We start from the raw sequence: 12,315 nt of genomic DNA, 5'->3' as shown, positions 1-12,315 counted from the left end.
ATTTGGATTTTTGCTGATTAGCAAGTTTTAACAAAAGTAAATCGGTGAATTACTTTAGCAAAATCAAGTTTTCGGTGAAACGGAATTTCCCCTTTAGGACCGGATCGGCTGCTAAGCTTGATTGAAAAAATGATGATTGGTGCGTGATGATCATGAAGTTTCGCCTGCTTCTTCTCTTGTTGCTGTCCGTCGTTCTAACTGCCTGTGCGTCCACAAAGTCAGAAGAAAAGTCACCGGGGAATGAAGGGATTCACAATCAGGCATACCCTGATGTGGAACAAATTTTGAAAAAGGACAAGGATGCCGATGTGTTCCAATGGAAAAAAAGGATTTACAAAACCGATTTGAAGTCGCTCGAGTCCATGGATGTCTCGAAAGAGGAACAACTGGGAACCATTGAGGCCACTTATTCAGACGGAGATGAATTCACCGAAAACATGGCGACCAAACTCCCTGTAGGCACCGCCATTTATGCGACCGATAAAGAAAACATACTCATCGCCGAACACGACGGAAAAACCAAACGCTACCTCGCCATGATTGAAGACTAATAGCAAAAGGGACAGTCCCCGCTTTCAAACGGGGACTGTCCCTTTTTTTCCATTAGTGCAGGGGGCCGAGGTACAGGGGGTCAGACCCTCACACAAGCTGGTGCCAGTCCTTCAGCCATTACGGGGTCAGTCCCCGATAGGGTTGGAAGCTTGATTTAATGGGGTTTTTGTTAATTCTGTTGAGCTTAAACTGCATTTTGGGGTCAGACCCCACCCCGGTCTCCCCGGTCTTCTGTCCCCGGTCTCAAGTATTTATATTTCTTTAATTTGCCAGGGGGGAAATGCTTGGTTTTTTGTGATATGCTAGATACAAATATGAAGGAGGGATTGTCATGAAAAGGGAAACTGTTACCTTAATGGCTAATAAGAAGACAATCGACTTGAAACCGCAGCAAATGGTGGTGTACCGTTCGTGTAAGATCATCGAAGCGGTCGACCGGAACGACGACTGTTATTATTTATATATATACAAAGATAAACCGCTCAACGGCATCCGGGCAAAACACATAAAACTTGGATCCTTTCTCCACCGGGCGCTCGCCAGAGGAATCAGCTTTTCCGGAACACATCCGCTCACACTCCAAGTGCTGTCCGACCATCCTTCATTCCGATCGATCAGTTTCAACCAACTGTATAAAAAAACATCCGCCAGCCACTCTCCCTTGGAAACCGCCTATATACTCACTTTATTTGACAGCTTTGCTGCCAATGAACCCATCCATAAACTGCTCAAAAATACTTATTACAAATACCGGCGTAACGGTCAAATGCTGTTAGCTTACAAGACATTGAACATTTTTGCCGATTATGCACCAGAAGATACTTTTGCCCGTGACATGCAAGGTCACTTGGATTTTCAACGCTATCGACAGCGTTATGCGGAACTGAAAAAGATTTCTTCTTCAGATCCACAACATTTCGAGAGGCTCAGTTTTGACCGGTTGAATGAACCGGAAACCAGCGGCTTATTGCTCGCCACCCTGCACCAACAGAACCGTTTGGTTGATGAAATTGCCGTCCGCCTGCATCTGCTGACAAACCGGACAACAGCCGAAGATCTTGTCGTCTTCGATTTGATTGAACAGCAATTCGACCAGGAACAGCAGCTTCAGTTTTACCGCCAGCTGGCTTACTCCGCTGAATTACCAGCGGCATTGGGCGCCCAGTTGCTGGAAAAGCTTCTCGAAAGCCAACAGCCCGACGCAGTGGTCCAGCTTTTGACTGCAAACGACATCCAACCATCACCCGCTCACAAACAAGCCATTGCCGACTGTTTCGCAAAAGCAAGCTCAGCGACATTCCGTTCCCTGTTCGGCAGTCTGAACCACCGTCTGATCGATTTGTTTTCTGATCAGCCCCAATTACTGGAACCGATTGTGATACGCTGCATATCAGCCTTTTTCCGCGACTACGATTTAGATACCCTCAAACAATGGCTGCAACCATTTCATAAACAAGGCATCCATCTGCCAATTGAACAAAAACTGAACAAGATGCAACAGCTGGAAGAAGACCCTGAACAGCAGGGAACCCTCGGTGAACTATATTTGTACTTCCATCAGCCGGAAAAATCGATCGACTGCTTTAAATGGGAAATGGAACTCAAGCCCGAAGATCCGAAACCGGTACAGCTATTGTCCAAAGTATATTTGACTTTAGGCAACAAAGATGAAGCGGCCGTCTACCAGCAGTTATATTTGCAGATGCAGCGTTGATCCCTTTCACCCTTCAATGCTGCGCCAAAGCGTCAAAGCAGCATGGCTTTTATAAGGCGCCCATCCATCGCTCATATCGGTGATTTCTGATATAGTCGGTTTCCTATCCATATCAAAATAAAACTTGAGTGCATTTTGAATTCCTATATCGGCCTTGGGCAGCAGGTCATCACGTCCAAGGCCGAACAATAACCAATTTTCCGCAGTCCAAGCACCGATCCCTCTAACTTTCACCAATTGATCGATGATCTGCTTGTCCGATTGGGCAGCAAGCTCTGCCAAGTCGATTTCTCCTCCGGAAATTTTCCCCGAGGTATCAATCACATATTCCGCTTTCCGCTGGCTGAACTGCATCGTCCGTAAATCCCCATAATCAAGCCGGGCGATATCTTCCGGTTCCGGATAAAACCAGACGCCATCAAGATAAGTGCCATACGCTTCAACAAACCGGGTGCTCAGTGTATAGGCGAATTTCATATTCAATTGTTGGTGGATAATCCCTTTCATCAGAGAAAAGTACAAATCAAAGTCCCGTACAATCGGTGTTCCAGGATGCGCATAGAATAGCCGCTCTAAATTTGTGCCGATAAAATGCTCGTTGATCACAGTCAAATCTTTGTCCCACTGGAATAAATCAAACGTTTGTTTTAATAACTCCGTCTGATAATCCTTCTGTTCACCCAATACTTCAAAAGCCGGGTGCGGTGTAGTTCCTTTGGCTCTGACCGTTACCTTGTGTCTCTCGCCGTCCTCCGTTCTCAAAGGAATATCCACGCTGCGCCGCTGACGATCAACAACCAACAGCGGATCCATCTGCAATCGTTGTAATGAATAATCAAAATCATATATTGTATCCAGTGTAATGGTCTCTTTCCACATATACATGGCTCCTTATTGAATTATTCAGGTGCTGCAAGCTCTACCTTTATCCGGTCCGGATCTTCGAAAAACACGGCATAATAATCATCCCCACCAGCAAACGGATGTCTGTCCTGGTAAAGAATCGGCACTTGCCGCCGTTCCAGTTTTTCCGTCATCCTGTCGACATGTTCCCTCGATTCAGCGTGAAATGCTAGGTGATTTAGCCCTACCCTGCTTCGATGGTAGCCCGCATCGCGAAATTGTTCCTGTACTTGCACAAATACCAGATAAGTCCTATTTTCCTTATAGCTAAAACCATTTTCCCACTCCTGATAGAGGCTATAACCCAATTCCTCCAATAACCAGCCCCAAAACTTGCGGCTTCTCTTTACATCTGTCACGTTTATTTCCACATGATGCAGCACACTTTCCGACCTCCCATCTTTTCTTGTCTCCTTTATTATAGTTGAAATCCAAATCTCTGACAGTTTTCCATTTATAAAAAAGAAGTCATCCCGCTAAAGAAAAAAACATCCGGTTGACAGGCTTCCTCTGGCATACAAAAAAGGCTTCGAGGGAGGGGGCCTGAATCCGGATAAAACTTTCACTTCTTGCTGCTGCCACAAAAAATCCGCCCCTCTTAAAGAAAGGCGGATTCAGCTTTATAATTGATAGAACGGGCGTGGCAATAGATCCTTCATGACCAAGTCATCCAAGCTTTTAAACGTGTAGCCTTGCTTACGCATGTCATCGATCATGTACTCCAATGCTTCTGCATTGTCTTCCGATACCGTATGAAGCAGGATGACCGCACCGGGATGGACCTGGTCGATCACCTGTTGATAGGCAGATTGCCATCCCTTCTGACTGTTTGTGTTCCAATCGACAAACGCCAGAGACCAAAACATATGGATGTATCCGAGTTCGTTCGCCCATTTAATCGACTGTTCCGTAAAAGCGCCTTTTGGCGGCCGGACATATTGCATCGTTTTTTGATCGCTGATTTTCGCCACAGCTGTTTGAAGCTTGTCCAGCTCTTCTTTCATCTTTTGTTTCGATAACTTGGTGAAATCAGGATGATGGTACGAATGATTGCCGACGATATGTCCTTCCTCGACCATTCGCTTCACCAACTCCGGACTGCTTTCGACATAGTGACCCGTCACGAAAAAGGCGGCCGGAACATCTCTCTTTTTCAAAACGTCGAGAATTTTGCCCGTGTACCCTTGTTCATATCCATTATCAAAGGTTAAGTAAATCACTTTTTCTCCAGACTTATCAAGATAGTAACCGCCATTGTCTTCTAATATATCGCCGTATTTCCCTACTTCCGGCGGCTGGTGATTGTTGTTTTTCTTATATCCCCAGCCGTACCCTTCAACCAGATTTCCTGCAGGTGCAGCGACAGCCCCAAACAGCAGGACAGCAAGCATGATCCAATATAATTTATACATATGGTTCACCCAGATTCTTTTTAATCCTATTTTTTCATTGGGCGGACAGATTATGCGGAAAATCCAAGCGCAAAAATTTCCATTGCATGAAGAAAAGCGCAAGCGCCTGTTAAAAGAGGAAGGATAAATTCGCCGAATTTGTGTAGTGCACCGACAAACATATGCAAAGTCTTTTTCCCTGCAAAGTATATCTCACAAATTTATTCTTTCCATAAAAAGCGGCTGTCCCACTGAAGAGACAGCCGCTTTCTGGTTGTGCTTACAGGATTACCGCTGCAATCCAGCCAAAAATGAATAACGGAATATTATAATGGATGAAGGTAGGAACACATGTATCCCAAATGTGATTGTGCTTGCCGTCCGCATTTAGACCAGCCGTTGGCCCGAGCGTACTGTCGGAGGCCGGCGAACCTGCATCGCCCAATGCCCCTGCCGTACCGATCAAAGCCGCCGTGGCCATCGGCGAAAAGCCTGCAGCCAGACAAATCGGGACATATAATGCTGCCAAAATCGGAACGGTACCAAACGAGGAACCAATTCCCATGGTGACTAACAAACCGACCAACAATAATACAAAAGCGATGATCACTTTGTTATCCCCAAGCACATTGGAGGAAGCTTCCACCAATCCTTGGACAGCATCTGTCTCTTGCAAAATGTGCCCATAACCGGAAGCGACGAGCATAACGAAGGCAATCGTTCCCATCATCGCTATTCCCTCGCTGATGATACTGTCACCTTGCTTAAAAGGCACTACCAGAAAAGCGAACATTAGCACGAGTCCTGTCAATGCACCGATAATCAAGTTGTCTGTCATAATCTGTGCAACCAACGCTGCTACAATCGCTATGATTGTAAAAGCATGATTCCTGTTAAAGGTAACCTCTTGACTCATTTCTTCGCCTGCATCTGTTTCTTCACTGATTTCAATCGGCTCTTTCGGCTTTCGGTATGTGATGAACACAGCGATCAACAGCCCGACAATCATTCCAGACCCTGGAATAAGCATTGCCAATGCAGCCTGATTCATCGTCAGTTCGCTGCCGTTGTTTACCATTCCATTCACTATTGTCTGATGAAACAAGATACCGAACCCTGCCGGGATCATGATGTAAGGTGCCTTCAAACCGAATGTCAGGGCAGTTGCCACTCCGCGACGATCGATTTTCATTTTATCGAACAATTTTAATAATGGCGGAATCAAAATCGGTATAAATGCAATATGAACAGGTACCAAGTTTTGTGATAATGAAGCAATCCCCGCAATCGCCAGCAGCATCATCGTTTTTTTGCCAGTCAGCATTTTGATCAGGTAATTCACCAGCAAGTTGGTGATGCCTGTATAGCTGATGGCTACCGCAAACGCCCCAAGCAATATATAGCTGAGCGCGGTAGTCGATTGACCTCCCATTCCCTCGACAAGCAGCTCCACAGCTTCCACCGGTGTCAATCCGGCCATCAATCCGGCTGTGAGCCCTGCAGCTATAATCGCTATGATTACATTCACGCGCAAAAGGCTAAGCACGGTCATGACTAATACAGAAATAATAACAATCCACATACGTAATCTATACTCCTCTCAATAAAACGCTTTTTCTTTATCACTCTACCATTTTACCATAGTAAAGGATTGATAAAAAAAAATCAACCGACAATCGAAAATTGCCGGCATTTGACAAAAATCATTTCAAACTTGTCTCCATCTTGTCCAAAATGCTGATCAATTGATCGATGTCTTCGATAGACGTTTCTTCCGGATCCATGTTTTCCAATCGAGTCATAAAGCCTGCTAAATGAACCTTCAGCTGTTCGATTTTGTCCTGATTTGCCATCTAAGCTGTTCCTCCTTTTTTGCGAAGCACCCTGTCTTTTTAACATATTATCTTTAAAAAGCCCTTCCTATCCTAACGGAAAAAGGCCGGCATGTCCACTTCTCCACCGGATAAGCCTGCTGGACTTAAACTCCCTTAAGGAACATGCTATAATACCCATTAAGCAAATCGTGGAGGTAGAAGCTATGTCGTTTCAAGAGATGTGGGGTTACATAGAGGGATTCTGGGATAGCCGTTTCACCCAAATTGTCATCGGTGCCCTCCTTACGTTCCTATTAGTCGTCATTTTACGGAGGATTATTCATTCCTTTTTCAAAAGAACCAGTTTCATTGAAGAAAAAAAAGAAAAAACCATCGAGTCGATGTTGAATTCGTTGATCAAGTATATTGCAACCTTCGGCTTTATCGTATATGTCCTGGGGCAATTCGGCATCAATGCCGGCAATATCCTGGCCGGGGCAGGTGTGATCGGGATAATCGTCGGCTTCGGTGCCCAAAGCCTTGTCAAAGATCTGCTCGCCGGGATGTTCCTTCTTTATGAAAGACAGCTTGAAAAAGGGGACTGGGTCAAGGTCAATAATGCCTACGAAGGATTGGTCGAAGAAATCGGGCTGCGTTTTTTAAAGGTGCGCCAGTGGTCCGGAAAACTGACAACCATCGGCAATGGTCAAATCCATACGATTGAAAATTACAATATGGAAGAAATGCGGGTAATCGAAAATGTCAGCGTCAGTTTTTATGAAGACCCGAAGAAGATGTTTGCACTCTTGGAGGAAACGGTCGGGCGGCTTAATTCCGAGCTCGGGGATTATTTAAAAAAAGACCTGACAGGAAATCCGATCGAACCTTTTCAGCTGTATGGCATGTCGTCGCTGAATGATCAATTCCATGGTTACCAATACACAGTTACCGGATTGTGCAACGACCTGCTGTATTTCACCGCCGCCAAAGAAACGCGACGCATCCTCGCAGAAACGATGTACGAGCACGGCATCATGATGGCCGAACAGCAAATCAATTACCGCAATCGCCCGGGAAATCAACCTTCCAGTTGATTTCCCTTTTTTTATATGTGGACTCTTTTACGATTAATCGCTCTTCTTCCCTTCCATCACAAGTTGATCCTCTTTTTCGGGAAGTCGGTTTTCTTTCGGTCACGGGATTTTCTTTTTCCGAAAGTCGCTGCTTTCAGCAAAGTCGTCCCTTGCAAGGACAAAAGCGCAAGACCCTGTTTCGGAATACAGTTAAAGCCGCAACGTCCCTGTGGCAACGCCTGCATGCCACACACCGTTTGGGCCTCCGGCAAGCTCAAGAACAGCCTCGGCGTGGCTGTTTCAGCCAATCATTATCACAGACAGTCAAATCCTATAAAACGAAAAAAGCATTCGATTCCGAATCGAATGCTTTCGCTGTTTACTTCAGTTGGAAGGAAAAAGAGACATGATCCTGCACCGGTATCCAGGCTCCGATGCCTTGCTTGGTGACATTTTTCACGACGATGCGTTTTTTGGATCCCTTCAGTTCCAAATACACTTCCCCGAAGGTTACCTGTCCTTTTTCGTTTACAGCTGGCGCATATGCCGTCAGAAAGCCGATTTTTTCCTTCGGTACGGCATATGAATTGCTTGTTTTCGTCCCTCTTCCCAGTACAGTATGAAACGACAGCGGCAAGTCGGTGTTTGTCTTGGCATCGAGCAGCATCATCCGTTTCACCTGGTCGGCGTTGGTGATTTTTGCCGTCAATGCCCCTTTTATATGTTTTTCCTCTTCCTGGTTGTAGCTCATTGTCTTCTGATTATCGCCGCCGATATTGTTCAATTGATTGGTATTGATTTTCTGATACTCCCAATTCGGCGTCGTTTCAGCCGACTTATAATTCAGCGGCCAATGCCCCATATACACCATTCCACGGTATCCGATCGCCAATGGAGAGGGCTTCAACGAGGTTTCATTCAACAATTTGATCAATTCCGGATTTTCTATTTTCACATCGGAAGCTTCTATGAGCTCCTTCACCAGTTTGCTCGGTTCTAAAACCGCTTCATCTTTCGCAGAGTTTGGATAGGTATTTTCCTTGGAAACATTCAACACATGGCTGGGAACCTCATTCTTTTTTGATTCGTCCTCCCGCTTCTTTTCTTCTGCGTGAAGATAGGAAGGAAAAGCGATCATGAGACATAAGGCAATCGCCAATATCCATTTTAGCTTATTCATATGCCCAATCCTTTCGGGTTTTTCCCTAGTATTTCACCCGCAGGACTTGTTATGCACCCGGACCCAGCTAAAAAAACCGGCAAGACCGTTTTACCGTTATAGCCCCCCGGTTTCTCCCTTATTTTATCATTGGTGCTGTGTCAGCGCTGTCAGCAGCCTCTTTGCCTGTGGCTCAAAAAATTGTATCGCGGGGCCGATCAGCAACAGGATCACGATGGTGCCGATACCGACTGGTCCGCCGATAAGCAAAGCGGCAACGAGCGCCAATCCTTCCGTAATGGTTTTGGCCGCCAAAAGCGGAAGTTTCCAACGTTTTTGGATGGCAACCATTAACCCATCGACCGGATTCAAGGACAATTGGGGCTGCAAATACAAAGAAACCCCGAAAGCAAGCACCAAAATACCGACGACAAGCATCCCGGACTGGATGGCCAATCCGGTTAGATTCCAGGCTTCCATGACGACCAGCAGCCAAAAATCGATCATCATTCCAATCACCAGGATGGTAACGATTGCAAAATAGTCCGGCCTTTCCTGCGCAAGCCAGGCATTCACCCCTATCAAAACAATTCCGATGATCATCACCCAGTTCCCGACAGTCAAATCGGTCACATCGGATAATCCGACATTGACCGCATCCCATGCACCTACCCCCAAATCGGCAGTAATGGTCAAACTGATGCCAAATGACAATACAATCAAGCCTGCAATGAAAAACATCCACCGTACGACTAACTGTTTCCCCATGTTCAGAACTCCTTCTGCCCGCTTCTTTGTCCATAGCAGCTTTCAACGCGCGAGCCTCTGTCTTTTTCGAATTGAAAAAAGGTCTTATAAAAGATAAGACCTTTTCAGTTTATACAGACAGCTCGATGTATTCAAGACTTTCTTCAATTGTAATACTGTCTTCGACAGAGCGGATCATTGAACAATTTTTCCTGGCCGTCTGCAGACTCTTTTTCAGTTTCTCCTCACTCAACCCTTTCCCTTTTACAATATAATGGAGTTGAATCCGTTCGATTCGATTTGCCTCTTCAGGATTTCGTTCCACATCAGCGGTAATTTTCCAATCCTCCAACTCCATTCGCTGCTTCTCGACTATTTTTCTGAATACAGAAGCACTGCACCCCGCAATGGAGGAGACCATCAGTTGATACGGACGGAAACCGTAATCTTCATTGCCTGATATATTCAGTTGACCAAAATCGAACGATGTCCGTACCCCTTGCTCCTTCATATAAAAGTCCATATCACCACTCCCTTATAACCTTTTAGTATGGATGTTCCCGGAACGCCGCATTTTTAATACAAAATAACCAAGATAAAAGTGTTGACCTTTTCTATGGGACATATTAGATTGGAAAGGATTGCTATTCTCTATATCAAAGAGCCTGATGGATAGTCTGGAACCTTCAGGCATGGTTCATAAGTTCAAAACAGATGGGAGGAATGAGCGATGGTTTCCGATCGGACACGATTTAAACTGTTGATCGGTCTTGTAACGATTTCCGGGTTTTCACAAGGGATGCTGCTCCCGCTCCTCGCCCTCCTTTTGGAACAGGATGGAGTGCCTTCTTCGGTAAACGGACTCCATGCGACAGGATTATACATAGGAGTACTGTTAGCTTCCCCATTCATGGAGAAACCGATGCAAAAATTGGGATTCAAACCGATGATATTGATCGGCGGACTGCTCGTCTTTATTTCCTTGGCATTTTTCCCGGTGTGGCATGCGTTATGGTTTTGGTTCATTCTGCGGGTTACTGTCGGGATTGGTGACCATATGCTCAATTTCGGAACGCAAACATGGATCACCTATACATCAGCACCAGAAAAAAGGGGAAGAAATATCGCCTATTACGGACTGTTTTTCAGTCTCGGGTTTTCCATCGGGCCGACGATGACACGTTTGTTGTCCGTCAACGAAAACCTGCCGTTCATCATTTCTGCAGTGTTGTGTTTTTTGGTTTGGACCTCGCTGTTTTTCATTCGAAACGAATGGCCGCAGCAAGAGGGAGAGGACCGCATTCATGCTGCGCCTCGTTCTTCCCTTGGAAGGTTCATCAAAACCTGGAAGCTTGCCTGGGTGGCGTTGCTTCCGCCATTCGGCTACGGATTCCTTGAAGCTACACTGAACGGGATTTTCCCCGTGTACGGTTTGCGGATCGGCCACGATGTCGATGTACTGTCGCTGATTATTCCCTGTTTTGCAGCCAGTAGCTTGATCACGCAAATCCCGCTCGGAATACTAAGCGACAAAATCGGCCGTAAAAAACTGTTGAGTCTCGTCCTCTGCTTCGGAAGTGCTTCTTTTTTGCTGGCCGCTTTGTTTGAAGGTTCTGCAGCCTGGCTGTTCATCACCTTCGCCTTGGCGGGCATGTTCCTGGGTTCGATCTTTTCATTAGGTGTTTCCTACATGACCGATATTTTGCCGAAATCCCTGCTTCCTGCCGGCAATATCATGTGCGGAATCGCCTTCAGCATCGGCAGCATTTCCGGCCCTTATCTTGGCGGAGTGTTTATCGACTTGTTTCCTGCCGTTTCGTTTTTCTACGTCATTGTTGCCATGCTGGTCGTCATTCTTGGGGCATTGCTCCTGCAACAGTCAAAGCAGCCTATTCGGGCAACCGAGTAAAAAAGGATTTATAAGCAGCAAAAACCGAACGATGATTCGAATAGAAGCATTCGAACTCGTTCGGTTTTTACATTTTCATTCGATCGTTTTTCGTATCAGGTTATATTTTTCCTCACGACCCTCACTCAGCCCCACCATTCTAAGACGTCTTGAAACGATGGCATGCCTGCCTGGGCTCCGAATTTCGCAACCGACAAAGAAGCTGCCGCCACCGCGAAAGAGATAGAGCAGGAAAGCTCCCAGCCTTCTGCTATTCCATAAGCAAGTGCTCCGTTGAAACAGTCTCCTGCTCCCGTTGTATCACGGATATGATCAATTTGTGGTGCCGGGATGACCTTTAAATTCCCTTTTTCCATGTAAGCCGCACCCCTGTTACCCAGGGTGACGATCAAGCGACCGCCGAAATCTGCTTCCCACTTTTGAATCATCGTTTCCAGTTCTTCATCCGTGGTAATTCGCCTGCCTGTCAGTGTTTCCAACTCCGTCTGATTAGGAGTGATAAAATCCGCCAATCGCAGCATTTCCACTGGTAGCTGTTTGGCCGGGGCAGGATTCAAAATCGTCTGTACCCCTTGTTGTTTTGCCAGCTTCAAGGCTTGGTGGACAGCTGCGACCGGAATCTCCAGCTGCATCATCAATACATCTGCCGTACCGATGGCCTCCGAAAGTCCGGCTATGTTCTCTGGATCCCAATTCTGATTGGCTCCCGGTATCACTACAATGCTGTTATCGTCAGGTAAAAGTGTGATATTGGCGATACCAGTCGCTGTTTCCATCGGGAAAATGGTTTCCGTAGGCAACCCTTGCTGCGAGAGACTTTCGCATATCTCGTCTCCGAATGGGTCTTTCCCGATTTTTCCGAACAGCTGGACGTCTCCTCCCAATCTTCGGACAGCCACTGCCTGGTTGGCACCTTTTCCGCCTGGCAAGTATTGCACCTTATTACCGTGGATTGTTTCTCCTTTTTGCGGCATCCGGTCGACAGAAACGATAATGTCCATATTGAGACTGCCAATCACCGTGATTTTTCCCATACGAATTTGTCTCCCTTCT

At 46.1% G+C, this 12,315-nt stretch carries 13 protein-coding genes; 4 read left to right on the top strand and 9 right to left on the bottom strand.

Annotated features, from left to right (window positions below; all coding sequences use genetic code 11):
• Positions 1 to 143 precede the first annotated feature (143 nt).
• Both F6X55_RS14970 and F6X55_RS14965 read left to right on the top strand, forming a co-directional pair.
• Positions 144 to 551, top strand: coding sequence for a hypothetical protein (locus F6X55_RS14970; RefSeq protein ID WP_153464511.1), 408 nt, complete (start codon positions 144 to 146; stop codon positions 549 to 551).
• 332 nt (positions 552 to 883) lie between these two features.
• Positions 884 to 2,266, top strand: coding sequence for a tetratricopeptide repeat protein (locus tag F6X55_RS14965; protein ID WP_153464509.1), 1,383 nt, complete (start codon positions 884 to 886; stop codon positions 2,264 to 2,266).
• Between the two features lie 6 nt (positions 2,267 to 2,272).
• On the opposite strand, the gene F6X55_RS14960 is transcribed toward F6X55_RS14965, so the two are convergent.
• The 5 genes from F6X55_RS14960 to F6X55_RS20110 form a co-directional block, all read right to left on the bottom strand.
• Positions 2,273 to 3,145 (bottom strand): DNA-3-methyladenine glycosylase family protein, encoded by an 873-nt coding sequence (locus tag F6X55_RS14960; protein ID WP_153464507.1) that lies wholly within the window; start codon positions 3,143 to 3,145, stop codon positions 2,273 to 2,275.
• 20 nt (positions 3,146 to 3,165) lie between these two features.
• On the bottom strand, positions 3,166 to 3,552 hold the full coding sequence (locus F6X55_RS14955; protein ID WP_026569338.1) for a VOC family protein: 387 nt from the start codon (positions 3,550 to 3,552) through the stop codon (positions 3,166 to 3,168).
• A 237-nt stretch (positions 3,553 to 3,789) separates the two neighbouring features.
• Positions 3,790 to 4,581, bottom strand: coding sequence for a delta-lactam-biosynthetic de-N-acetylase (gene pdaA / locus F6X55_RS14950; RefSeq protein ID WP_153464505.1), 792 nt, complete (start codon positions 4,579 to 4,581; stop codon positions 3,790 to 3,792).
• A 259-nt stretch (positions 4,582 to 4,840) separates the two neighbouring features.
• Entirely contained in the window at positions 4,841 to 6,142 is a 1,302-nt protein-coding gene (locus tag F6X55_RS14945) for a Na+/H+ antiporter family protein (protein WP_026770757.1), read from the bottom strand.
• Positions 6,143 to 6,263: 121 nt separating this feature from the next.
• On the bottom strand, positions 6,264 to 6,413 hold the full coding sequence (locus F6X55_RS20110; RefSeq protein WP_162832878.1) for an SE1561 family protein: 150 nt from the start codon (positions 6,411 to 6,413) through the stop codon (positions 6,264 to 6,266).
• 185 nt (positions 6,414 to 6,598) lie between these two features.
• On the opposite strand from F6X55_RS20110, the gene F6X55_RS14940 reads away from it, so the two are divergent.
• Complete coding sequence (locus F6X55_RS14940) at positions 6,599 to 7,468, top strand: mechanosensitive ion channel family protein (protein ID WP_081718055.1); 870 nt, start codon at positions 6,599 to 6,601, stop codon at positions 7,466 to 7,468.
• Between the two features lie 358 nt (positions 7,469 to 7,826).
• On the opposite strand, the gene F6X55_RS14935 is transcribed toward F6X55_RS14940, so the two are convergent.
• From F6X55_RS14935 to F6X55_RS14925, 3 genes are all read right to left on the bottom strand, one after another.
• The gene (locus tag F6X55_RS14935; protein WP_153464503.1) at positions 7,827 to 8,627 is read right to left on the bottom strand and encodes a YfkD famly protein; all 801 of its coding nucleotides are present in this window, start codon (positions 8,625 to 8,627) and stop codon (positions 7,827 to 7,829) included.
• Positions 8,628 to 8,753: 126 nt separating this feature from the next.
• On the bottom strand, positions 8,754 to 9,374 hold the full coding sequence (locus F6X55_RS14930) for a YczE/YyaS/YitT family protein (RefSeq protein ID WP_153464501.1): 621 nt from the start codon (positions 9,372 to 9,374) through the stop codon (positions 8,754 to 8,756).
• 109 nt (positions 9,375 to 9,483) lie between these two features.
• A complete protein-coding gene (locus F6X55_RS14925) occupies positions 9,484 to 9,876 on the bottom strand; it encodes an OsmC family protein (protein WP_026770759.1) in 393 nt (130 codons plus the stop codon).
• A 207-nt stretch (positions 9,877 to 10,083) separates the two neighbouring features.
• On the opposite strand from F6X55_RS14925, the gene F6X55_RS14920 reads away from it, so the two are divergent.
• Positions 10,084 to 11,262, top strand: a complete 1,179-nt coding sequence (locus tag F6X55_RS14920; protein WP_153464499.1) for an MFS transporter — start codon at positions 10,084 to 10,086, stop codon at positions 11,260 to 11,262.
• 125 nt (positions 11,263 to 11,387) lie between these two features.
• Here the strand turns inward: F6X55_RS14920 and rbsK are convergent, their stop codons facing one another.
• A complete protein-coding gene (gene rbsK / locus F6X55_RS14915) occupies positions 11,388 to 12,296 on the bottom strand; it encodes a ribokinase (RefSeq protein WP_153464498.1) in 909 nt (302 codons plus the stop codon).
• Between the last annotated feature and the right edge of the window lie 19 nt (positions 12,297 to 12,315).

The organism is Sediminibacillus terrae, assembly GCF_009602435.1.
Classification (GTDB): domain Bacteria; phylum Bacillota; class Bacilli; order Bacillales; family Amphibacillaceae; genus Sediminibacillus; species Sediminibacillus terrae.
The sequence above is the reverse complement of the archived record's forward strand: the minus strand, read 5'-3'. Positions and strand labels throughout refer to the sequence as shown.